We start from the raw sequence: 21,857 nt of genomic DNA on the forward strand, positions 1-21,857 counted from the left end.
GCTACAACGGTTGTGACATCGGTGTGGGGAGACCCGCCGCCGGGACGGCGTGTTTCACGCTCGCCCCAGGGCCAATGTCACATTGTGCCCGCCGAAGCCGAACGAATTGGTGAGGGCGTAGTCGACACGCTGGGGGCGGGCCGTGCCGTGGACGATGTCGAGGTCCACATCGGGGTGCTCGAGGTTGAGAGTGGGTGGGACGACCTGGTCGCGCAGGGTGAGCGCGGTGAGGATGGTTTCCAGGGCGCCGACGGCGCCGATGGAGTGGCCGAGCGCGGATTTGGGGGCGTACACCGAGGCGTCGGGGGTGACGGCGGTGATGGCGGCCGCTTCCGAGGCGTCGCCGATGGAAGTGGAAGTGGCGTGGGCGTTCACATGCCCGATATCGGCGAGGGTGAGGCCCGCGGTAGCGATCGCATTGCGCATGGCCCGGGCCGCGCCCTCGCCCGCCGGATCGGAGGCGACGATGTGGTGGGCGTCGGAGGTGATACCGGCGCCGAGCACCCGGGCGTGGACGCGGGCGCCGCGGGCGCGGGCGTGCCGTTCGGATTCGAGTACCAGTAGGGCGCCGGCCTCACCGAAGACGAAACCGTCCCGGTCGCGGTCGAAGGGGCGCGAGGCACGCTCGGGTTCGGCGTTACGGGTGCTCATGGCGCGCATCATGGCGAAACTCGCGATCGGGACCGCGTCGATATGCCCCTCGACCCCGCCCGCCACGACCACCTCGGCTTCGCCGGTGGCGATCAGCCGCCACGCCTGCGCGATTGCCTCGGTCCCTGAAGAACAGGCCGATACCGGTGCGAAAGCGCCTGCCTTGGCGCCGATTTCGAGGCTGACGGCCGCGGCTGGCCCGTTGGGCATGACCATCGGCACCGACATCGGTGACACCTTTCGGTAACCGCCCGCGCGCATGGCGTCGACGGCGGCGACCAGCGCGTCGCCACCGCCGAGACCGGTTCCGATCGAGACCGCCAGCCGCGCGCCGTCCACCTCCGGCGTACCGGCTTCGGCCCATACGCGGCGGGCGAGCACCAGAGCCAACTGCTCCACATACGAATACCTGCGCTGCTCCACTCGGGTGAGTTGCGCGCCCGGATGGGACTTCAGCTTGCCCCCGATACGTACCGGCAGGTCGTACTCGGCGATGAAATCGTCGTCGAGTGCCGCGATGCCGGTGTGGCCGTCCAGCAGCCGCGACCAGGTCAGGTCCATATCGTCGGCCAGCGAGGTGGTGGCCGCGTAGGCCGTGACGACCACCGGCGTAGCTACCCGGGTTTCTGAAGCGGTTGTTACAGTCACGGGGTCATGAATACCTGTACCATTCGCTACAGTCAACCCATGGCCCGCCCTCTCGACCACGCCAAACGCACCGAACTACTGGATGCGGTGGTGCGCTATATCGCCGAGCACGGGCTCGCGGACCTGTCCCTGCGCCCGCTGGCCGCCGCGCTCGGCACCAGTTCGCGCATGCTGATCTACTACTTCGGAACCAAGGAAGAACTCCTGGTCCAGGCACTGACCGGACAGCGTCCCGATATCGCCGCCGTATTCGCGGATATCACCGACGCCGAGAGCCTGCGCGAGCGGCTGTGGGAATTCTGGCGGGAGAACACCACAGGATCCGGTGCCGTCAGCGTCAAAGTGATGCTCCAAGTCCTCGGCGCGGCCTGCGCCGCACACGCACCGTATGCCGGTTACGTACGGGGCGCCATCACCGCATTCGTCGCCGCACTCACCGAGGGGCTGCGCGGAATCGACGGCGTCGACGACCCGGAAGTGGTGGCGACCCTGCTGGTCTCCGGGCTACGCGGAATATTGCAGGACCGCCTCGTCACCGGCGACACCGAACGTACGGACCGCGCCGCGCGCCGCCTCATCGAGCAAGCGGTGCGTTGACGGAAGTCCGGCAGATGAGACCGCCCTCCCGATTCGGGAGTGAGTACGCGGTCGACATCCGCGATCCGGAGGTAGCTCGGGATAGGAACACCTCGTAGGTTCGCTTCTCGAACCTCGGGACCGGCTCCGCCGGTTCATGCCGCGGTCCGGATATACCCGGCATCGGCGCCTCCGCCATCATCGTCCCAAAACCCTTGACAGCGAACCGGTCTCGTCTCACTCATATTCGAGGAGCCCGATATCCATCGGCACACCGGCGCATCGGGCCTCGTCCAGGTCCGGGAGTGGTCCATCCGGCGGCGGCATGGGTCCCCTAAAGTTCCGCGGACAGGCCGCGGGGCCGACCATACCGATGCGGAATCTACCGCGCCGCCGGCGTATCCCACCAGGGCGGAACCGATCCGCCGTGCTGCGCGTCGGATTGTTTGTGAGAATCGGTGACCAACGAACAACGAGAACGAGAGCCGGGGGGCTGTGACGACGACACCAGACCCGATCACGGTGGACGCCACGACGCTCACCGACGCGGGTGCGTTTCTGCGCCAGATCGCCACCGCCGTGGGCGATGGATTCCGTCGGATGGACGCCGAGATCGACGGCATGGCCTATTGGGGTGGCCCGGCCGCGGCCGCATTCCAATCGGGATGGCGGGAAGCCAGTGCCGGCGCGGTCATGCTGCTGTCCTCCCTGGAGAGCATGGCCGACCTGTTGGGTGTGCAGGGCGACGAGTTCGCCTCGGTGGACGAGACCCTGGCCGCCGACCTCGCCGATACCGGCCCGCGCCCCAGTTCACTCAACCTCTGACCGGAAGCGGTTCCCAGATGTCTCAGTATCATGTCGACACCGAGCAACTCGACGCGCTCACCATTCAGTTGCGCGGCCTGCTCGGCTTCACCGAGGACGCGCTGGTGCAGCTGCGGCAGCGGATGGAGCGGCTGCACAACGGTGACGGCGATACCGCGCCGTGGACCGGTGATACCGCCGACGCGGCCCGCGACGCCATGACCACCTGGACCAACGGCGCGCAGAAGATGCGCGACGGGCTGGCAGAAATGGAGGCCGCGAGCAAAACCGCCCACGACTCCTACAGCACCGCGTTCGCCGCGATCCTGGCACGGCTCGATCGGGGCCCCGCCCCCAACGGCAGCCCCCGGTGACGGTTGCCGACGTCGATACCGACGTCTACAACCAGGCCGGGAACGCACTGATCACCGCCGCGGACAATTTCATCCTGGCCGTGGACGCGAGATGGACCAGGCTCGCCGATACCGGCGAGAACATGACCGGCTCCTACGACGAGGCCAAAGCGTGGGCGGCCGGCTACGACACCAAAGCCAATGACCTGCTCATGCAGGTCAAAATGCTGGCGAACAACGTCAACGGTTACGGCAATGTCCTGCTGGAACTGGGTTGGCTGCATGCGCTGGCCGACCACAACGCCAACATGACCCCGGGTCCGGCACCGACCGAACCGGTCTATCCGCCGTTGACGATGCTCGTCGGCTGCCGGCCGCCGCTACCCTCGGTCGGCGGGCCCGGTAACGGCCTGGTGGAGGGCGCGATCGGGCTGCTGGAGGAAATCGGCATCGTCGTCCCCGACGGAGACACCGACAAGCTGTGGACGGTAGCGGCGATATGGCGCGAGATCGGAGCCGACACGGCGGTCGCGGGGCTCGCCGCGGAAATCGAGCGGGTCGCGGGAATGTTCGCCCCCATCACCGCACCCGAACTGGACCATATCGACGAAGACCTGAAAGCACTGTCCGCCGCCGCGAGAGAAACGGTGCTCGGTTTCGGCGCGATGGCCACCACCACCAGCGAGCATCATGACGAACTGGAGGCCATGCGCAAGGAGATCGAGGATCTGTTGCGCCAGTTCGTGATCGATTCCGCGGTGGAGGTCGCGGTCACGGCCGCGGTCACCGTGGCCGCCTCGTTCATCACCTTCGGGGCCGCGAGCCCGATCGGCGCCGCGATCGGCGCGTCCCGGCTGGCGGCGCTATGCGCGAAGTACGGGCCGAAGATCCGGCCGTTCATCCAGATCTTCAAGGCGCGCGGGCTCGGACGTGGGTTCAAGGACGTCCCCGACTGGACGACCCACAAGCAGCGCATGCAACAGATCTGGGACATGATCAACAAGAAGAGTCCCAACGGGATGCGGCCCGTCTCGTCGAACTGGTCGCTGACTCCCGAGGACGTGAAAGCCCTACAGGCGGGGCAGATGTCGCGCCGCCCCGACGGCACCACCCTGAACCAGTTGCTCTACCGGGGGGAGAAATTGACTCCGGAAGAACAACAACAGGTCAACGCGCTCAATCAGGCATTGGCCAAGATCCCGCCGCATGAGGGCCCCCTCGTGCGGCATATGAACCTGTCCACGGAACAGCTCGCCCGCTACGAACCGGGCAAGCCGGTCACCGAAAACGGTTTCCTCTCGACCAGCCTCAAACCGGAAGGCACCAATTCGGCGTTCGCCGACACCCAGAACGTCGAATTCCAGATCGTGAGCAAGACCGGACGGCCCGTCGGGGAACACTCCGGACTCGACGACGAAGTCCTGTTCCAATCCGGAACACCGTTCATGGTGCACAACAAGATCGTGACCCCGGACGGAAAAACCATCATCCAGATGACCGAGATCTGAGGAAAGCTCCATGTTCAAACGAATCATCGGCCGCACCGGGAAGGGAAACAGGCCGATTCCCAGCGCCGAAGAATACGTCAACAGCGACGAATATGCCCGTAATCAGGCCATATTCGATCAACTCAATGCCGAAATCCGCGAGCGCAGAGCCGCCCTCGCCGCCAACCCCGAACCGTTCGATCCCGTGCGGGCCGAACGGTGGCGCCAACGTGGCGACATCATGGGCACCGAAGGCTTCCCGGACCACCTCTATGACGGCGCCGGGAACATCGTCTACACCCGCCGCGGGTTCGACGGTTGGTACGACAACGACGGTATCCGCCGATTCGATCTGAGTATGCGTCCGGTCGACAGCCCCGGCGCGCAATGACCCCGGCCTGCGGAGCCGAGCGCCGACCACCGCGCCGCGCGCCGCCTCACCGAGCAAACAGGGCGCTGACGGAGGGTCGACAGATAGAGGTCACCCTCTCGATTCGAGAGTGAGCACGCGGTTGACATCTGTGGTCTGCAGGTAGCTTCGGATACGCTCGGCGAACACATGCGCCCCGGCCTCCCGCAAGGCCTCGGGAAGGGATTTGCCGCTTCGGGGCACCCAGTAGGCCAATTGTTCATGCATGACCTGGCGTACGAGCAGTGGATGGGAGTCGTCTATGAGCTGGAAGAAGTCGTCGGCGCTGTAGAATTCGTAGACCAGGTCGTCGCGATCTTCGAAATCGGAGCAGTTGGCCGTCAGCACGATATCCATTCCTCCATGCACCGCAGCGCAGTGCACGTGAGCATCGAATACGTCGGGATACTCCAGAGTGCTATCGATCCTGTAGCCGGTGATCAGGCTGTCGCCACCCAGTGTTTCGGCGATTCCGCGGCGTATTCCGCCGACTTGTTCGTCGGACAGGAACGGATTGCTCTTGCGGCGGTGGTAGAGGTTTCGGCCATGATGTCCTCGGTCCAGTAGACCTGGAACATGGCAGAGCCGCCTCGTAAGTACAGGAGGCAGATCCAGTCCCGAAGTGTATGCGAGTACAGGATATTCGCGTCTACAAGGACTTTCGTCAACTCTCCACCCGCCATGCCCGCAATGGTACGAGCAACATCCCGGCCGAGAGATGGTGTCGACGATCTCAGTCGCCGACACCCCACTCTTCCTCGAGGGCTCTCAACTCATCGAATGCCTTGCTCTGCCGTTCCAGCCGGTTACGCCGGTACGCCAGCACGTCCTTGCTGTACAGGCGAGTGTGCGAACCCACCTTGTGGGCCGGGAGTTCACCCTCTCGAACAAGTTTCATCAGCGAGGGCCGCGATATACCGAGCATGCCGGCGGCCACCGTAGTGGTGACCTCGTTGGGAACGCCGCCGACCGTAACGGTACAACCGCGACCGACCAAATCGAGGAGGTGCAGCAGTAGGGAAGTCAGCTCGGTAGGGATTGTCAGGCCCTGACGGGCGTCGCCCTCGATGGTGACCGCCGCGGACGACGCATCGGTCCCGGCGAGGAATGCCCGCACAGCCCGAGCTTGCTCGAGCTCGCGAGGGCTCACCGCTACGGTGGCCCGCCCATCGCGCTGAAGCGTGTCCACAATGGTCCTCGTTTCGACTCTGCGCTCGGCATTACTGCTGGTAAGCACCATTACCCTAACCCTTGTGCACTTATAAGTGCAAGGAAATATCGGCTATAAGCGCAACTCATTGGGTCGACAGCGGCGTGGATCCGCCCTGAAGTGCCACATAACTCCGCCCCACCTTTCGGGTGAGGACGAAACACGTACTACCGGGACCTCCGCGTCATCGACCGAACATGGCGGGTAGCCGACTGTCTTCTGATGGTTGCCACATATAACGAACCGGAATTCCAGCCGGCTTGCCGTAGCGGAGTCCTTGGCCCTCGCGATGGTCGCGCACGGCGCGGTTGCGTAGACCTTGCAGAGGTGAGCGGTCAGGCCGCCGCCGCTTTCCGGGGTGACGCGGTGGATCCGATCTCCAAGCCACTGCCGCACGGGACGAGCGAGATGGCGATAAGGATGCGCCAAGCGAGGGTGCGCGCCAGGTGGTTCTCGAGCCTTCCCCGGTCAGAGCGCGTCAGGCCGGTTGAGTCGGGCCGGCCTTCCGGACACCGGAGGTGAACGCCGCCCACGCTTCAGGAGCGAAAACCAGCGCTGAACCGACCGGATCCTTGGAATCACGGACTCCGATGCTGCCGTCGCGCAACCAGGCCACCTCGACACAGTCGGTCCGACCTCCGCTATGGCTGCTCTTCAACCATGTGGCCCCAGCGAAATCAGTGCTCACGCCGCATAACTCCTTGCTGCCCGCCTCAACAGGTCTCGCGATTGCGTCTCATCCAATGCTGTACTCCGAATAGCCGAAGCAAGTTCATGGTAGCGCCGAACGTCATCGGCATGTTCGAGGTACAGATCAGGCCGCATCGCCCCTTCCAAATACACGAGTGGCGGTTCCGCCGGCCTGCCCTTGCCATCTACACCGAAGTCGAGAATCACGAACGGCCCATGAAACAGTCCCATCGAGCACCCATCGGCGAAGGGGTGGATACGTAAAGTGACGTTCGGCAACTTGCTGATCTCGGCCAGATGTCTCAACTGGTGTGCCATCACCCTCGGTCCGCCCACGACACGATGCAATGCCGACTCGTGCAACAGCAGTTCGAGTCGCACCGGATCCGCCTTGCGCGTCACGATGGACTGTCGTTTCATGCGCAGTTCCACCCTGCGCTCGATATCTTCCGGGCTGTCGTCCCGATAGAAACTGCTGATCAAAGCACGCGCGTAATCAGGTGTCTGGAGGAGACCGAACACGATCTCCTGGTACGAAATCATTTGTTGCGCAGAGCCGGACAGCTCCACATACATGTTGAACGTCGGATCGCTGTAGAGCCCGGCGAACGCCGTGTACCACGACGTCACCTTCGCCTGCTCAGCCAGATCCAACGCGCGTACCGTCTCCTCCCGCGACACCTCGTACAGGTCACACAGTGCGCGAATGTCGACCGTGCGAACCTTCTTCGTCTTCGCGGTCTCGATGCGCTGTAGCGCCGCCTGGCTCAGCTCCGCCAGCGCGGCGGCCTTCGCCAGGCTCAATCCGATTGCCTCGCGGTGTTCGCGCAGGAACCGGCCCAGCTGCCGCCGGGGAAGGGTCGATGGTTCCGCCCCCTCGTCATTGGTCATATCTGCCCCTCCATCCGAAAACGAATCATTGGAACCCCCGAAATCGAATCGATTCCGAATCTGAATTCGAAACCCGTTCTGGGGCTGCGCCCCAACTGGTTCGAGATGGCCGATTCGGCTTGGACCAGCGTATATCCCATGATCTGCTGTGGGCAGGCGTTCAGGTGACATCATCGGCAGCGAGCAACCGACCTCGCTCGAACATCACGACCGCACCTCACCGGTCGCGCGTCGTGGCAGGACGTCGTTCAGCGCATGCCTACCACTGGTTCCTGGAGGAACAATGCCGTACACGCACGCCCATGAGCCGCCGGCGGATACCGGACCCATCGCAATCGGGTTCGTTCGCCTCGAACTCTCCGCCCACCACGCGCCACGTCACGCTGACGAAATCCAGCGGCACGCCCGCGAATCCGGCTACCGCTACCTCTATACGGTGCGCCCACCGGTCGACGAACCGAACCCGCTCACCTACGTCCGCGCTCTTGCGACCGAACTCGGCGCCCAGGTGATCATCGCCTTCGATCTCGGCCAGGTGAACAACCAACCCCGGCTCATCTGCGACCTCGGATACCGCCTGGAAACTGTGTGTCCGCACCTGGTTTGGGAGCCCAGTACACCGCTGGGAAGAACGGGGGTCACCTCGATATGAGTGTCTGGAACACACTGTCCACGATCGTCGTCACCGTTGTCCTGTCCGGATTCGCCGTGGTCGCCCTCGGGTGCGCCTGGCCCGCCGACTCACTGGAACCGTCCGCCCGCGCGCGGCCGCCACGGGTACGGCATCGGGCCACGACAGTCGCCGCCGATACGGAATGGACCTGCGCGCTGCCGGGGGTGCCGTTGAGCATCGACGACGCCCACAACGCCATGCGCCGCCACCGCGGCCACGACTGTCCCCGCAAATGCGCCGCCTTCGCCACGCTCATCGCGCACGGTTGCCTCACCCCCGATCCCACCCGCCGGTCGTACCGGCAGAAAGCCCTACCAGGAACCACATCGTCGTCCCCGGCGCCGGATTCCTCGGCTTGCACCTGTGCCGCGCCCTACTCGAGCGCGGCGACCGGGTCACCGCCATCGACAATTTCAGCCATCACCACCGCGAGGGATGATCTCGACAAGTGGGCATCGACAACTCCACCCAGCTCAGGCGCCACCGTTGGAAGATCGAACGCCCCCTCGCCTGGCTCGCGGGATACCGACGATTGGTCATCCGCTACGAATGCCACAGGCATCTGTTCGCAGCCTTTGTCGACCTTGCTGCCGAGCTCATTTGCTACCAGAAAATCCCCACATGAGACACCTTCTTATCCTCTTCGCCATCTGTATTCGCTCGGCTCGTACCTGCCGGGGCCTGCCAGAACACGTTTCATAGTTGAATGTCGAGTTGGCCGGTCCGGCGAGAGAAAGGCTTGAACAGCGGATACGGTTCGGTTTCTCGCTTCGCGGTTGGACACAGGCATAGGGCGCCTGCCCCCTTCGGGAAGTACCGCTTCGTCGGTCGGTGGCCGGCGTGAGGAGTTGGACTCGCCGAGCTGGTGGCCATAGGTGATGGTTACCAGATATCGGCCCAGACCGGCCGTTTGGGAATGTCGAACAGCGCGGAATTCCTGTGGACTACGACGGGAACCGAGGCGTCGGCACTCAGCTGTTCGGCCAGCGCGCGTGCCTTCGCCCCCTGGAACTGAGGGTAAAAGTATTGCTTCTGCACGCGGGTTTCGCTATCCGTTCCCGGATACGGGAACCGTACTTCGACCCGTACCCGCCACAGGTCGAGGTCGAACGGTCCCCGATTGCTCTTGCGCCGTAGATCGGACTCGACCACCACCGCGGACACCGCATTCCCGACGCGTCGCAGATATGTCCGGCGTAACCGCCATGCCACGGCCAGGACGAGCATCCACGCGACGATACCCAGCGCCACGCTCACTGGGAGGAATAGCGCCATGGCGACTTCCGAACCTGTCGCCCGGGCGATAGCGGAACCCAGGTTCAGCGCGCCGGCCATGAACGCCACCGCCGCTATGGGGACGCCCAGCGTCCACACCAGTGACATCGGACCGAGCATCTCCCGGGACCGTCCCATGTCAACTCCCCGCACTCGGCCGGCCGGCGATCGATCGACCGAAACGGCGGTCGGGTACGAACAGCGACGGCGGCATTCGTCTCAACGCCACCGCCGCTCGCCGGGATATTCCTCGAAGTCGTCGGGCCAGTCGCTGGGCCCGACAACGGCTTCGCCTGTTCGTGGCCGATGGGTCGGGGACCGATGCGGCGACCATGTGGGGGCCGGCGGCGATGCGGGTACTTGCGGTGGTTCCGGAGTCCACTTCCAGATGAACTGCGGCGAGTTCTTCATCTCGGCGACTTCCGGTGGCACCGGATTGGCGAGGGTTTCGATATCGCACCATTGGCATTCGCCGCCGGCGACTCGTTCGGCATACACCTTGAGCGCCGGGGACGCGGTGTCCATCCCGGCGACCAGGGAGATGAATTCCTCGTTTACCTCGGTGGGGCCGCCGAAAAGTTCCTCGACGTCGATATCGGCCAAGCGAATCGTGGCTGTGCGCAGATTATCCACCGCCTGCATGACTTTCCGGGCGATAGCCTCCACCGCGGGATCGATATCGGGCTCCCGCATGCTGCCCCATTGCGGTTTGCTCACGCGTCCTCCCACGGTGCGGTGCCGGAGCCCACGTCATAGGACTGGGTGGGTCGGTTGGTGGTGGCACCGTAATCCGCGATCTGCCCGATGTCCTGGCCGACGGCCGCCGCGCGGGTCGCGTTATCGATCTTACTGGTGATGGGCGCGATGACCTCTTCCAGCTTCTGTTTCGCGTTCTCGCTCAACTGGCCCACCGGGTCCTTGAGGATATCGAGGAGGCTCTTGAAGGCATCGGCAAGCTCTTTGATCTTGTCGACCACCTTGATCGCAGAGTTGACGAGGATACCGATATCCACAACCAGCTTGGCGATACGGGCAGCTCCGAGTCCCGGGAGCGCTGAGGAAAGGATGTTCGCAACCGACTTGAGGGCGCCTTTGATGTCGTCGAAATCGACATACTTGTTGAGCATCCCCCAGAGCTTGTCGAGGATGGTTCGGATGCCGTCCCGGATCATGTCGGCAACCTCGCCCGCACAATCGCTGACGACCCGGCCGACCGGGCCTTCCCATTTCATCGCCGCGATCTGCCTGGTCGCCCAATCATGGAAAGATATGGCGGCCTTGCCGTCCCAATTGGGTTGGCCGTTCGTACTTCCGTCGATCCGCTTCAACCCGGATTCGAGGTTTTTACCACATGCCTCGATCCCGTTGCCGGCCGCCTTGTACACCTCACCGAGCCTGCGGATCTCGGACCAATTCCCCGGAATCGGCTCCAGACATTTAACCAACGGGTCGAATTCGTTTCCCGCGGCCCGGGTGATGCTCTTGATGGACTCGTTCACGCTGCGGAGCACCGGGAAAACTTCACCGATGAGGCCGGCGAGCTCTTCTTTGTTCGCGGCCGGCGCCTCGAGCTTGAACGACTCCGGCTTGGAATAGTTGGCAGCACTCGCGTATTGCGCGGTTGCGCCGCTCTCCTCGGTGCTGTCATCTCCCGGAAGGGCCGACTCGGTGGCCGCGTTCAGCGCGGCATAGGTCTTCTGGTCCTGGTCGTGATACATCCAGGCGGCCTTGTTGAGTTCCGTACCGCTGCCGGTGATGGTGTCGGCGAGCACCCGGTGTCGCTGCGACATCCAATCCGCCGCATCGTTGACAGGGGCCACCAGGGTGTCGATGATCGGCCCGTGGAGCCAATCCGCCGCTTTTCCCTCCTTCGCCACGAAATCCGACGCCGAAAGGAGATCGGCCCCGATCGAGGTGAGGAGAACACCCAGACCAGCGATCTCGCTGGGATTCGCCGATAGTGTCTCGGTCATCGATATCCTCTGAATCCGTTCGCTTCTTCGTTGTCTTCGCGCCGACCGAATCATCCGATCGTTATGGCGAATGGGGGTTCTAGTCGGTGCCGAGCGATTCGCTCAGAATTTCTGCCACCCTGCGGATCTCGCCGCAGGGCGCAGGCGTCTCGACCGGACCTGCCGGCAGCGCAATGATGCCCACATTGAAGGTCCCGTCGGATGATTCGACAGCCGCCGAGCAGGCGCCGGCATTCGCCGGGGTCCGGTACAGAACGGCCTCTCGCCCGCCGATCGGATCCGAGTTGAAAACCTCGTGTCCGGCGTTCTTTCGTATATCGTCGAGAGTCAGATCGCTCGACGTCACCGAAACCGCCCCGGTGGGGTACTTCTCGCCATCGACCAGCGTTTCACGCCAGAACTGGCAGCCGATTTCCGTGAAGATACCAACGCCTTCGGCAGTGGCTCTTTCCCGGGTTCCCGGGTCGAATCCCGCCCTGGTCACCAGATCATCGCCCACACTCACACATGGGTCGAACCGAACCGGCTTCGCGCCGGTCTGCACCGGCGCGGGTGGGACATTCACCCTCACGGAGACGCTCGTCCCCGCGGACGCCGTCGGCGAGGCGGTCGCCGAAACCGCCGTTTTCGCACCCTGGCCGGTGGAACCACCAGAACAGGCGACCAATGCCACCACACCCACCACCAGACAACCGGTGGCGGAGATCGTCCTCATCATCGAAACCCCCGAACCTCGAAATCGCCGCCCGCTCCCCTCGGGTACAGACAGCCACCAGCAGTCGGTAATGATGGCACAGTCCGATGCTCCCGTCTCGTGGAGTCCTTGACGTGGAAATTTCGAGCTCCGAACCCGGTTCGGGCGAGTTCACGAGGCCGAAGCCAGGCCAGAGCAGGAAGGTACGGAACCCGGGACGATTCACTCTCGGCCTGAGCCGCTTCGGCTACCGCCTGGCTTCCAGGGCTTCGTGCAAGGTCGCCGCCCACTGGGCGACGATTTCCTTGCGGCGGGCCGAGTCGTCGGTGAGCACATCGGCCAGGCCCAAACCGCGGGCCAGGTCGAGGGTGGCCTGCACGAGCCGGTGGGTGACCGGGTCGGAGTCGTCCACGCCGAGGGCCGCGACGGCACGTCGGTGGGCGCCGCGGCCGAAACGGGCCTCCAAGGGGACGATGCGTTCTCGGAGTACCGGGTCGGCGGCGGCATGGGTCCACACCTGGAGGGCCGCCTTGAACAGCGGACTGGTGTAGGACTCGACCAGGCCGGTGACCACCGCCTCGGTGCGCGCCCGGCCGGTGGCGGTGACCGCGGGATCCAGGGCCTGCTCGGTGCGGGTGTCGAACATATAGGTCAGGGCCGCGGTGATCAGGTCTTCGCGGGTCGGGAAGTGATGCTGGGCGGCGCCGCGCGAAACCCCGGCCCGCTCGGCCACCACCGCGACCGTGGCCGCCGACCAGCCCATTTCGGCCAGACAGTCGATGGTCGCCTCGAGTAGCCGCTGCCGCGTGGCCCGGCTGCGGTCCTGTTTGGGTTCGTTCAGTGTCGTCATAGCGAGCCTATTGTGCCCAAGTGGGCGGACGCTTCTGCAAGAAGGCGGTCGCCCCCTCGATCACCTCGGGAGTGCCGAAGAACCTGCCGGAGCGGGCGGCGAGCTCCTCGGCGGATCGGTCGAATTCGGCCAGGATCGCGGCGGTGGTGAGGCGTTTGCTCTCGGCCAGCCCCTGTGGGGAACCCTTGCGGAGTTCGGCACGCAGCCGCGCCACCTCGGCGGCCGGGTCGTCGACGGCGAGGGTGATCAGGCCGATGCGTTCGGCCGTGTCGGCGTCGAATTTCTCACCGGTCAGGAAGTACCGGTCGGCGGCGCGCGTGCGCATCCGGGGCAGCAGGGTCAGGGAGATGACGAACGGTGCGAGGCCGAGCCGGGCCTCGGTGAGAGCGAAACTGCTGCCGCGGCCGGCGACGGCGATATCGCAGGCCGCCAGGATTCCCATACCACCGGCCCGGACATTGCCGTCGACCTGCGCGATCACCGGTTTCGGCAGTTCCAGGACCGCCCGCAGCAACCGCACCATCCACCGGGTGCGCTGGTCGGCGGCCACGGCCGGGTCGGCGTCCACCGCTTCCTTCAGGTCCGCGCCGGCGCAGAAGGTGTTGCCGGTGTGGGTGAGTACCACCCCCCGCACCGCCGGATCGGCGGCGGCGCGGGCCAACCCGTCGAGCAGTTCGGTGACCAGCCGGGAGGAGATGGCGTTGCGATTGTGCGGGGAGTCCAGGGTGAGGGTGGCGAAGCCGTCCTCGGCCGCGTAGCCGACAAAGGGGCCGGTGGTAGGGGTATCCGTCACGGTCCCTCCGATCAGTACGACTTCGGCAGGCCGAGCGAATGCTGGGCCACGAAGTTGAGCACCATCTCCCGGCTGACCGGGGCGATCCGGGCGATCCGCGCCGCCCCGAGCATGGCGGCCAGACCGTATTCCGCGGTCAGTCCGGCGCCGCCGTGGGTCTGGATGGCCTGGTCGAGCGCCTTGATACTCGCTTCACCGGCGGCGTATTTGGCCATATTCGCCGCCTCCGCGGCGCCCATCTCGTCGCCCGCGTCGTAGAGGGTGGCGGCCTTCTGCATCATCAGCTTGGCCATTTCCAGCTCCACCTTCACCGCCGCCAGCGGATGCGCGATGCCCTGGTGCGCGCCGATCGGGGTCTTCCAGACGGTGCGCTCCTTGGCGTATTCGACGGCCTTGTCGATGGCATACCGGCCGACGCCGACGGCCATGGCCGCACCCATGATGCGTTCCGGGTTCAGGCCCGCGAACAGCTGCATCAACGCGGCGTCCTCCTTGCCGACCAGGGCTTTCGCGGGCAGCCGGATATCGTCGAGGAACAGGGTGAACTGGTGGTCCGGTTCGATGATGTCCATGTCCTGCGGCGTCTTCACGAAGCCGGGCGCGTCGGTGGGCACGATGAACAGCGCCGGCTCGAGCTTGCCGGTTTTGTGGTCCTCGGTGCGTGCCACGATCAGCACCGCCTCGGCCTGGTCCACGCCGGAGATGAAGATCTTGCGGCCGTTGAGGACCCAGTCGTCGCCGTCACGGCGGGCGGTGGTGGTGATCTGGTGCGAATTGGAACCCGCGTCGGGTTCGGTGATACCGAAGACCATCTTGGTGGAGCCGTCGGCGAGTTTGGGCAGCCAGGTGGCCTTCTGCTCGTCGGTGCCGTACCGGGTGATGATGGTGCCGCAGATCGCCGGGGACACCACCATGAGCAGCAGCCCCGCGCCCTGCGCGGACAGTTCCTCCATCACCAGCGCCAGCTCGTACATTCCGGCGCCACCGCCGCCGTACTCTTCCGGCAGGTTCACGCCCAGGAAACCGAGTTTCCCGGCCTCGTCCCACAATTCGGTGAGCGGCTCGTTCTTGCGTGCCCGGGGCAGCACATAGTCGCGGTAGGTGTACTTGGCGGCCAGCGCGGCGACGGCGGCCCGCAACTGCTTGCGTTCCTCGGATTCGATGAAGCTCATGATCACTCCTGGTTGAATGGGCGGTCGAGCTGCGCCTGCGTGGTCACGCTGCGCTGCCTCCTCCGGCGCTAACGCTCGGCCGCTGTGTTGTCGCCGATGGGTTCCACCACGGCAAGGACGGTGCCGACATCGACCTGCGAGCCGACGGAGACATTGACGGCGGTGAGCACACCCGTGGCGGGGGCGGCGATGGTGTGTTCCATCTTCATCGCCTCCAGCCACAGAATCGGCTGTCCCGCTTCGACGGCGCTGCCCACCTCGGCACCCAACCGGATCACACTGCCCGGCATGGGGGCCAGCAGCGATCCGGTGGCCACCTGGTCGGCGGGATCGGTGAAGCGCGGCAGCCGGCGCACGCTCACCGGGCCCAGCGGCGAATCGACGCATACCAGATCGCCGTACCGGGCCACCGTGAACCGCCGGCGGACCGGGCCGTGTTCGCCGGGGACCGCGAGTACCACGGTGTCCGGGGCGGCTTCGATCAGTTCGAGACCGTCGAAACCGTCCACCACCACACCGCTGCGGGTGAACCGGTAGCCGACCTCGTGTTTTCCGGTGGCGCGGCTCTCGTAGGACTTGCGCTGCGACTGCGAGGACAGGTTTCGCCAGCCGCTCGGCACCCCGCCGACGACCCGGGCCGCGGCGCGGTTGGCCGCCGCGTCGGCGAGGGCGGCGGCCACCACCGACAGCGCCTCGTCCGCCTCCGACACCACCGGCGCGGACAGGGCGTCCAGGCCATGGGTGGTGAAGAACGCGGTATCGGTGTCGCCGGCCAGGAACGCCGGATGCCGCAGCACCCGGACCAACAGATCCCGGCTGGTGGCCAGGCCGTGGATTCGGGCGCGGTGCAGCGCCGCGGCCAGCAGCCGGGCGGCCTCGTCGCGGGTGCGGCCATAGGAGATGAGTTTGGCCAGCATGGGGTCGTAGTGCACCCCGACCTCCGAGCCGGCCACCACACCGCTGTCGAGCCGCACACCGGGCCGGGTCAGGAGATCGAATTCCGTTTCCACCGAGGGGATATCGAGAAGGTGCACGGTCCCGCTCTGCGGCTGCCAGTCCTGTGCCGGATCCTCGGCGTAGAGCCGCGCCTCGATCGAATGTCCCCGCGCGGCGGGCGGTTCGACGTCCAGCGCGGCACCTTGGGCGATCTCCAGTTGCAGTTGCACCAGGTCCAATCCGGTGGTGCATTCGGTGACCGGGTGTTCGACCTGCAGTCGGGTGTTCATCTCCAGGAAGAAGAACTCGCCCGTCTCGTCGGCCAGGAACTCGACGGTGCCCGCACCGGTGTAGCCGATGGCGGCGGCCGCCTTGCGGGCCGTCTCGAACAGCCGGTCCCGCATACCGGGCTCCGCCGACCCCCGACCGCGCGCGGCAGCATCATCGGCCGCGCGCGGAGGGCCTCCATGGTCACGCTCCGCTACCGTCTCCGGCCCCTGACCGCGCGCGGCATCGATCCGCTCCACCAGCGGTGACGGTGCCTCCTCGAGAACCTTCTGGTGCCGGCGCTGAATCGAGCACTCCCGCTCGCCGACCGCCCAGATGGTGCCGTGCGTATCGGCCATCACCTGCACCTCGATATGGCGGCCGGTCTCCAGGTAGCGTTCGCAGAACACCGTCGGGTCGCCGAACGCCGATTCCGCCTCCCGCCGCGCCACCTCGAGCTGGGCGGGCAGTTCGGCCAGGTCACGCACCACGCGCATACCCCGCCCGCCACCGCCGGCCGACGCCTTGATCAGCACGGGAAGCAGGTCCTCGGTGACCTCGTCCGGGTTCAGCTCGGCCAGTACCGGAACTCCGGCCGCGTCCATCATCTTCTTGGCCGCGACCTTGGACCCCATCTCCTCGATGGCGGCCACCGGCGGTCCCACCCACACCAGACCGGCTTCCCGCACGGCCCGAGCGAATTCGGCGTTCTCGGAGAGGAATCCATAGCCGGGGTGGATCGCGTCCGCCCCGGTGGCCCGTGCGGCGGCGATGAGGAGATCGGCCCGCAGATAGGTTTCCGAAGGCGTGTTGCCCGGCAGTCGGACGGCGGCGTCCGCCTCCGCCACATGCGGGGAATCGGCATCGGCGTCGGAATACACCGCGACGGTACCCAGGCCCATTCGCCGACAGGTCGCGAAAACCCGCCGGGCGATCTCGCCGCGATTGGCGACCAGGACACTGGTGATGATCTGCGAATCGGTCACGGCCGGCCTCACATTCGGAAGACGCCGAAGCCCTCGGCGCCCTTGATCGGAGCGGTGTGGACGGCCGACAGGGCCATACCCAGCACCGTTCGGGTATCGCGCGGATCGATGACCCCGTCGTCGTACAGCCGCCCGGACATGAACATGGCCAGCGATTCGGCCTCGATCTGCGCCTCGACCATGGCCCGCATACCGGCATCGGCTTCCTCGTCGAATGCCTGCCCCCGGGCCTCGGCGGCGGCGCGGCCGACGATGGAGATGACGCCTGCCAATTGCGCGCCACCCATCACCGCGGATTTCGCGCTGGGCCAGGCGAAGACGAACCGCGGGTCGTAGGCGCGACCGCACATACCGTAGTGCCCGGCGCCGTAGGAGGCGCCCATGAGCACCGAGATATGCGGGACCTTCGAATTGGATACGGCGTTGATCATCATCGAGCCGTGCTTGATGATGCCCTTCTGCTCGTATTCCTTGCCGACCATATAGCCGGTGGTGTTGTGCAGGAACAGCAGCGGCGTATCGGTTTTGTTGGCCAGCTGGATGAACTGGGTGGCCTTCTGCGATTCCTCGGAGAACAACACGCCACGGGCATTGGCCAGAATGCCGATCGGGTAACCGTGCAGTTCCGCCCAGCCGGTGACCAGGCTGGAACCGTAGAGCGGTTTGAATTCGTCGAAGTCGGAACCGTCGACGATCCGGGCGACCACCTCGCGCGGGTCGAACGGGATTCGCAGATCCGGCGGAACGATACCGAGCAGGTCCTCGGCGTCGTACAGCGGTTCCCGGATATCGGCTCGCGGCGCCGGTCCCTGTTTGCGCCGGTTCAGCCGCTTGACGATCCGGCGTCCGATCCGGATGGCGTCCTGTTCGTCGACCGCGTAATAGTCGGCCAGACCGGACACCCGGGCATGCATATCGGCCCCGCCGAGCGATTCGTCGTCGGATTCCTCACCGGTGGCCATCTTGACCAGCGGCGGACCGCCGAGGAACACCTTGGAGCGTTCCTTGATCATCACCACGTGGTCGGACATACCGGGGATATACGCGCCGCCCGCGGTGGAATTGCCGAAAACCAGGGCGATGGTGGGGATACCGGCCGCCGAGGCCTGGGTGAGGTCGCGGAACATCCGGCCGCCCGGCACGAAAACTTCCTTCTGCGTGGGCAGATCGGCACCGCCGGATTCGACCAGGGAGATCACCGGAAGTCGGTTCTCCCGAACGATATCGTTGATGCGCAGCGTTTTTCGCAGCGTCCACGGATTGGAGGTGCCGCCGCGCACCGTTGGATCGGGCGCGACGATCATGCATTCCACGCCCTCCACCACGCCGATACCGGCTACCGTGCTCGCGCCGACGTGGAATTCGCTACCCCAGGCGGCCAGAGGGCACAGTTCCAGGAACGGCGAATCCTCGTCGATGAGCAGTTCGATCCGCTCCCGCGCGGTGAGTTTGCCGCGTTTGCGGTGCCGGGCCAGTTTCTCCGGGCCGCCGCCCGCGATGACCTTCGCGAATTCGGCATCCAGTTCGGCGAGTTTGGCCGTCATGGCCTCGGCCGCGGCGAGGTACTCGGGCGAATCGGTGTCGAGGGTGCTGCGTAGCGTCGTCACGACTGATACCCCAATCGTTTGGCGGCCAGGCCGGTGAGGATTTCGGTGGTACCGCCGCCGATACAGAGAATCCGCATATCCCGGTACTGGCGTTCCACCTCGGATTCGCGCATATAGCCGAGTCCACCGAACAACTGCACGGCCTGGTTGGCCACCCATTCGCCGGCCTCGACGGCGGTGTTCTTGGCGAAACACACTTCGGCGATCAGGTCGGTTTCCCCGGCGGCGGCGCGGGCGGCCACCTCGCGGGTGTAGACGCGAGCGACATCGATACGGCGGGCCATTTCGGTGACGGTGTTCTGCACCGCCTGCCGGCCGATCAACGGGCGGCCGAACGTCTCCCGGTTGCGTACCCAGTCCAGGGTCAGATCCAGGCAGCGCTGCGCGCTCGAATACGCCTGCACCGCCAGACCGACGCGTTCGCTGACGAATGCCGCAGCGATCTGGGCGAAGCCGGAATTCTCCGGACCCACCAGGTTCGATACCGGAACCCGCACATCCTGGTAGGACAGTTCGGCGGTATCGGAGGCGCGCCAACCCATCTTGTCCAGTTTGCGGCTCACCGTGAACCCGGAGGTGCCGCGTTCCACCACCAGCAGCGAGATGCCGGAGGCGCCCTCCCCGCCGGTGCGTACCGCGGTGACCACGAAATCGGCGCGGCAGCCGGAGGTGATGTAGGTCTTGGCGCCATTGACGATGTAGTGGTCACCGTCGCGACGCGCGGTGGTGGTGAGATGTCCGACGTCGGAACCACCGCCGGGCTCGGTGATGGCGAGTGAGCCGATCCTCTCCCCGGCCAGTGTCGGTTTCACCCAGCGTTCGATCTGTGCGGAATCGCCGGCGGCGATGAGATGGGGAACCGCGATACCGCAGGTGAACAGGGAGGCGAACAAACCTCCGGAGGCCCCGGCCTGGTGCATCTCCTCACAGACGATCGCCGCGTCGATACCGTCGCCGCCCGCGCCGCCCGCATGCTCGGGAAACTGGATGCCGAGCAGTCCGAGCGCCCCGGCCTTCTTGTGCAATTCCCGCGGGATCTCGCCCACCCGCTCCCATTCGTCCAGGTAGGGCAGGATTTCGCGTTCCACGAACCCGCGGACGGTGGCACGCAGTTCGCGCCGCTCCGGGGTGTTCCACACAGTGCTCACGGCAATAACTCCACAGGGATGTCGAGATGACGGGACCGCAGCCATTCCCCGAGACCCTTGGCCTGGGGATCGAACCGCGCCTGATAGGCCACGCCCTTACCGAGCAGGCCGGATACGATGAAATTGAGCGCCCGCAGGTTCGGCAGCACATGCCGGGTGACCGTGAGCGGGGCAGTTTCCGGTAGTAGTTCCCGGAGCAGGTCGACCGTGAGGGTGTGCGCCAGCCAGCGCCACTGCTCATCGGTGCGGACCCAGACGCCGATATTGGCGTCCCCGCCCTTGTCGCCGCTGCGCGCCAGGGCGATGGTACCCAGGGGAAGCCGGCAGGTCTCTCCGACCGGGAACGGTGCGGGCAGCGGCGGTTCCGGAACCTCGGCCAATTCCCGGGTTTCACCCGGGGCGCCGACCAGGACCCGGCAGGCGTCCGGGAGCACGGCGGTATGCGGCACCTTCTCCGCGTCGACGTATCCGGGACCGAACACCCCGTACGGCGAGCCGTTTCCCGGCGGCGCGGTGAAACTACAGCCCGGATAGCTCGCCAGAGCCAGTTCGACCGCGACACTCGAGAAGGCCCGTCCCACCACATTCGGGTCGGGATCGCGGACCACACAGCGCAGCAGCGCGCTGGCCTGTTCCTCGGTGTCGGCGTCCGGACGGTCCAGGCGTGCCAGGGTCCATTCCAGTTCGGCGGGTTTGCGCGGCATCCAGGCCTCCAACTGCCGCCTCGCCAGGTCGGCCTTGGCCTCGATATCGAGGCCGGTGAGGATGAAACCCATCTCGTTGCGGAAACCGTCGAGGGTGTTGAGCGAGACTTTCAGCCGGGGTGGCGGTGCCTCACCCTCCACGCCGCTGATCAACACCCGGTCGGGACCGGCCGATTCCAGCCGGACGGTGTCCAGGCGAGCCGTGACGTCGGGACCGGCGTAGCGGGCGCCCTGGATCTCGTACATCAACTGCGCTCGCACCGTATCGACGGTGACCGCGCCACCGGTGGTCTCGTGTTTGGTGATAACGCTGCTACCGTCGGCATACACCTCGGCGATCGGGAACCCCGGCCGGACCGGATCGGGGATCTCGGTGAAGAACGCGAAATTGCCTCCGGTGGCCTGGGTCCCGCATTCGACCACGTGTCCGGCGACCACCGCGCCGGCCAGCCGGTGATAGTCGGCGCGACTCCAGCCGAAGTGGGCGGCGGCGGGGCCGACAACCAGCGAGGCGTCGGTGACACGCCCGGTGACCACCACATCGGCACCGGCGTTCAGGCATTCCACAATGCCCCAGGCCCCGAGGTAGGCATTGGCGGTCAGCGGCTTGCCGAGCCCGAGTTCCGCGGCCCGGGCGGTGAGGTCGTCCCCTTCCACATATCCGACCCGCACCCGCAGTCCCAGCCGGTCGGCCAGTTCTCGCACCTTGTCCGCGAGCCCGGCCGGATTCAACCCACCGGCATTGGTGACGATCTGAACATTGCGCTCCAACGCCAGTCCGAGACAGTCCTCGAGCTGCCGGAGGAAGGTCTTGGCATAGCCGAGCCCCGCGTCCTTCATCCGGTCCCGGCCTAGGATCAGCATGGTCAGTTCGGCGAGATAGTCGCCGGTGAGCACATCGAGCTGCCCGGCCTCGAGCATCTCCCGCATGGCGCTGTGCCGGTCACCGTAGAACCCGGAACAGTTGCCTATCCGTATGACGTTCGGATCGGCCGCCAGTCCATTCATCAGTGGATCTGCCTCCTACTGCGACACAGGCGCATACGCCATGGTCCGTACG

The 21,857-nt window shown here is 65.8% G+C and carries 25 protein-coding genes; 8 read left to right on the forward strand and 17 right to left on the reverse strand.

Annotated features, from left to right (window positions below; genetic code table 11):
- Positions 1–54: 54 nt before the first annotated feature.
- Positions 55–1,299 (reverse strand): KasA/KasB family beta-ketoacyl-ACP synthase, encoded by a 1,245-nt coding sequence (locus tag ON20_RS23770; protein ID WP_040838699.1) that lies wholly within the window; start codon positions 1,297–1,299, stop codon positions 55–57.
- 39 nt (positions 1,300–1,338) lie between these two features.
- Between ON20_RS23770 and ON20_RS23775 the strand changes: the two genes are divergently transcribed.
- The 5 genes from ON20_RS23775 to ON20_RS23795 all read left to right on the forward strand — a co-directional run bounded on the left by ON20_RS23775 (position 1,339) and on the right by ON20_RS23795 (position 4,910).
- Positions 1,339–1,896 (forward strand): TetR/AcrR family transcriptional regulator, encoded by a 558-nt coding sequence (locus ON20_RS23775; RefSeq protein ID WP_040838701.1) that lies wholly within the window; start codon positions 1,339–1,341, stop codon positions 1,894–1,896.
- A 474-nt stretch (positions 1,897–2,370) separates the two neighbouring features.
- A complete protein-coding gene (locus ON20_RS23780; protein ID WP_040838702.1) occupies positions 2,371–2,700 on the forward strand; it encodes a WXG100 family type VII secretion target in 330 nt (109 codons plus the stop codon).
- Between the two features lie 17 nt (positions 2,701–2,717).
- Positions 2,718–3,053 (forward strand): WXG100 family type VII secretion target, encoded by a 336-nt coding sequence (locus tag ON20_RS23785; RefSeq protein ID WP_040838703.1) that lies wholly within the window; start codon positions 2,718–2,720, stop codon positions 3,051–3,053.
- Complete coding sequence (locus ON20_RS23790) at positions 3,050–4,540, forward strand: ADP-ribosyltransferase family protein (RefSeq protein ID WP_040838704.1); 1,491 nt, start codon at positions 3,050–3,052, stop codon at positions 4,538–4,540. The genes ON20_RS23785 and ON20_RS23790 overlap by 4 nt, the downstream gene beginning before the upstream one ends.
- Positions 4,541–4,550: 10 nt before the next feature.
- Complete coding sequence (locus ON20_RS23795; protein WP_040838705.1) at positions 4,551–4,910, forward strand: hypothetical protein; 360 nt, start codon at positions 4,551–4,553, stop codon at positions 4,908–4,910.
- A 90-nt stretch (positions 4,911–5,000) separates the two neighbouring features.
- On the opposite strand, the gene ON20_RS39165 is transcribed toward ON20_RS23795, so the two are convergent.
- The gene (locus ON20_RS39165; RefSeq protein ID WP_051163170.1) at positions 5,001–5,285 is read right to left on the reverse strand and encodes a hypothetical protein; all 285 of its coding nucleotides are present in this window, start codon (positions 5,283–5,285) and stop codon (positions 5,001–5,003) included.
- A 6-nt stretch (positions 5,286–5,291) separates the two neighbouring features.
- On the opposite strand from ON20_RS39165, the gene ON20_RS39170 reads away from it, so the two are divergent.
- A complete protein-coding gene (locus ON20_RS39170; RefSeq protein WP_051163172.1) occupies positions 5,292–5,495 on the forward strand; it encodes a hypothetical protein in 204 nt (67 codons plus the stop codon).
- Positions 5,496–5,661: 166 nt separating this feature from the next.
- Here ON20_RS39170 and ON20_RS23805 read toward each other — a convergent pair whose 3' ends face one another.
- The 3 genes from ON20_RS23805 to ON20_RS23815 form a co-directional block, all read right to left on the reverse strand.
- Positions 5,662–6,117, reverse strand: a complete 456-nt coding sequence (locus tag ON20_RS23805; protein WP_245547433.1) for a helix-turn-helix domain-containing protein — start codon at positions 6,115–6,117, stop codon at positions 5,662–5,664.
- A 499-nt stretch (positions 6,118–6,616) separates the two neighbouring features.
- Positions 6,617–6,826, reverse strand: coding sequence for a DUF397 domain-containing protein (locus ON20_RS23810; protein WP_040838708.1), 210 nt, complete (start codon positions 6,824–6,826; stop codon positions 6,617–6,619).
- Positions 6,823–7,719, reverse strand: a complete 897-nt coding sequence (locus ON20_RS23815) for a helix-turn-helix domain-containing protein (protein WP_040838710.1) — start codon at positions 7,717–7,719, stop codon at positions 6,823–6,825. The genes ON20_RS23810 and ON20_RS23815 overlap by 4 nt, the downstream gene beginning before the upstream one ends.
- 283 nt (positions 7,720–8,002) lie before the next feature.
- Between ON20_RS23815 and ON20_RS23820 the strand changes: the two genes are divergently transcribed.
- Positions 8,003–8,371: a hypothetical protein gene (locus ON20_RS23820; protein ID WP_040838711.1), complete on the forward strand. Its 369-nt coding sequence runs from the start codon at positions 8,003–8,005 to the stop codon at positions 8,369–8,371.
- On the opposite strand, the gene ON20_RS23825 is transcribed toward ON20_RS23820, so the two are convergent.
- Positions 8,358–8,648: a hypothetical protein gene (locus ON20_RS23825; RefSeq protein WP_157228965.1), complete on the reverse strand. Its 291-nt coding sequence runs from the start codon at positions 8,646–8,648 to the stop codon at positions 8,358–8,360. The two genes, ON20_RS23820 and ON20_RS23825, sit on opposite strands and share 14 nt — an antisense overlap.
- Before the next feature lie 192 nt (positions 8,649–8,840).
- Here ON20_RS23825 and ON20_RS41070 point away from each other — a divergent pair, with 192 nt between their 5' ends.
- Entirely contained in the window at positions 8,841–9,017 is a 177-nt protein-coding gene (locus tag ON20_RS41070; protein ID WP_157228966.1) for a hypothetical protein, read from the forward strand.
- A 257-nt stretch (positions 9,018–9,274) separates the two neighbouring features.
- Here ON20_RS41070 and ON20_RS23835 read toward each other — a convergent pair whose 3' ends face one another.
- The 11 genes from ON20_RS23835 to ON20_RS23885 all read right to left on the reverse strand — a co-directional run bounded on the left by ON20_RS23835 (position 9,275) and on the right by ON20_RS23885 (position 21,805).
- The gene (locus ON20_RS23835) at positions 9,275–9,805 is read right to left on the reverse strand and encodes a hypothetical protein (RefSeq protein WP_040838716.1); all 531 of its coding nucleotides are present in this window, start codon (positions 9,803–9,805) and stop codon (positions 9,275–9,277) included.
- A gap of 81 nt (positions 9,806–9,886) precedes the next feature.
- Positions 9,887–10,384 (reverse strand): hypothetical protein, encoded by a 498-nt coding sequence (locus tag ON20_RS33405; protein ID WP_051163173.1) that lies wholly within the window; start codon positions 10,382–10,384, stop codon positions 9,887–9,889.
- Positions 10,381–11,544: a hypothetical protein gene (locus ON20_RS23845; RefSeq protein WP_157228967.1), complete on the reverse strand. Its 1,164-nt coding sequence runs from the start codon at positions 11,542–11,544 to the stop codon at positions 10,381–10,383. The genes ON20_RS33405 and ON20_RS23845 overlap by 4 nt, the downstream gene beginning before the upstream one ends.
- Before the next feature lie 175 nt (positions 11,545–11,719).
- Positions 11,720–12,358, reverse strand: coding sequence for a DUF3558 domain-containing protein (locus ON20_RS23850; protein WP_083865168.1), 639 nt, complete (start codon positions 12,356–12,358; stop codon positions 11,720–11,722).
- A gap of 223 nt (positions 12,359–12,581) precedes the next feature.
- Positions 12,582–13,184, reverse strand: a complete 603-nt coding sequence (locus ON20_RS23855) for a TetR/AcrR family transcriptional regulator (protein ID WP_040838723.1) — start codon at positions 13,182–13,184, stop codon at positions 12,582–12,584.
- A 7-nt stretch (positions 13,185–13,191) separates the two neighbouring features.
- Positions 13,192–13,977: an enoyl-CoA hydratase family protein gene (locus ON20_RS23860; protein WP_040838725.1), complete on the reverse strand. Its 786-nt coding sequence runs from the start codon at positions 13,975–13,977 to the stop codon at positions 13,192–13,194.
- An 11-nt stretch (positions 13,978–13,988) separates the two neighbouring features.
- Positions 13,989–15,149, reverse strand: a complete 1,161-nt coding sequence (locus tag ON20_RS23865) for an acyl-CoA dehydrogenase family protein (RefSeq protein ID WP_040838948.1) — start codon at positions 15,147–15,149, stop codon at positions 13,989–13,991.
- 68 nt (positions 15,150–15,217) lie between these two features.
- Positions 15,218–17,338, reverse strand: a complete 2,121-nt coding sequence (locus ON20_RS23870; protein ID WP_040838727.1) for an acetyl/propionyl/methylcrotonyl-CoA carboxylase subunit alpha — start codon at positions 17,336–17,338, stop codon at positions 15,218–15,220.
- Between the two features lie 8 nt (positions 17,339–17,346).
- On the reverse strand, positions 17,347–18,945 hold the full coding sequence (locus ON20_RS23875) for an acyl-CoA carboxylase subunit beta (RefSeq protein WP_040838729.1): 1,599 nt from the start codon (positions 18,943–18,945) through the stop codon (positions 17,347–17,349).
- Entirely contained in the window at positions 18,942–20,084 is a 1,143-nt protein-coding gene (locus tag ON20_RS23880; RefSeq protein WP_438803434.1) for an acyl-CoA dehydrogenase family protein, read from the reverse strand. Before ON20_RS23880 ends, ON20_RS23875 begins: the two co-directional genes overlap by 4 nt.
- 5 nt (positions 20,085–20,089) lie before the next feature.
- Entirely contained in the window at positions 20,090–21,805 is a 1,716-nt protein-coding gene (locus ON20_RS23885; RefSeq protein WP_040838734.1) for an acyclic terpene utilization AtuA family protein, read from the reverse strand.
- Between the last annotated feature and the right edge of the window lie 52 nt (positions 21,806–21,857).

The organism is Nocardia brevicatena NBRC 12119 (genome assembly GCF_000308495.1).
In the GTDB taxonomy this organism is placed as follows: Bacteria; Actinomycetota; Actinomycetes; order Mycobacteriales; family Mycobacteriaceae; genus Nocardia; species Nocardia brevicatena.

Excerpts from the sequence above, each read along its gene's own strand:
- ON20_RS23775 (WP_040838701.1), top strand. The coding sequence starts at position 1,339 with ATGGCCCGCCCTCTCGACCACGCCAAACGCACCGAACTACTGGATGCG.
- ON20_RS23785 (WP_040838703.1), top strand. The coding sequence starts at position 2,718 with ATGTCTCAGTATCATGTCGACACCGAGCAACTCGACGCGCTCACCATT.
- ON20_RS23795 (WP_040838705.1), top strand. The coding sequence starts at position 4,551 with ATGTTCAAACGAATCATCGGCCGCACCGGGAAGGGAAACAGGCCGATT.
- ON20_RS39165 (WP_051163170.1), bottom strand. The coding sequence starts at position 5,285 with ATGGATATCGTGCTGACGGCCAACTGCTCCGATTTCGAAGATCGCGAC.
- ON20_RS39170 (WP_051163172.1), top strand. The coding sequence starts at position 5,292 with ATGCACCGCAGCGCAGTGCACGTGAGCATCGAATACGTCGGGATACTC.
- ON20_RS23815 (WP_040838710.1), bottom strand. The coding sequence starts at position 7,719 with ATGACCAATGACGAGGGGGCGGAACCATCGACCCTTCCCCGGCGGCAG.
- ON20_RS23820 (WP_040838711.1), top strand. The coding sequence starts at position 8,003 with ATGCCGTACACGCACGCCCATGAGCCGCCGGCGGATACCGGACCCATC.
- ON20_RS23825 (WP_157228965.1), bottom strand. The coding sequence starts at position 8,648 with ATGAGCGTGGCGAAGGCGGCGCATTTGCGGGGACAGTCGTGGCCGCGG.
- ON20_RS23835 (WP_040838716.1), bottom strand. The coding sequence starts at position 9,805 with ATGGGACGGTCCCGGGAGATGCTCGGTCCGATGTCACTGGTGTGGACG.
- ON20_RS23850 (WP_083865168.1), bottom strand. The coding sequence starts at position 12,358 with ATGATGAGGACGATCTCCGCCACCGGTTGTCTGGTGGTGGGTGTGGTG.
- ON20_RS23855 (WP_040838723.1), bottom strand. The coding sequence starts at position 13,184 with ATGACGACACTGAACGAACCCAAACAGGACCGCAGCCGGGCCACGCGG.
- ON20_RS23865 (WP_040838948.1), bottom strand. The coding sequence starts at position 15,149 with ATGAGCTTCATCGAATCCGAGGAACGCAAGCAGTTGCGGGCCGCCGTC.
- ON20_RS23885 (WP_040838734.1), bottom strand. The coding sequence starts at position 21,805 with ATGAATGGACTGGCGGCCGATCCGAACGTCATACGGATAGGCAACTGT.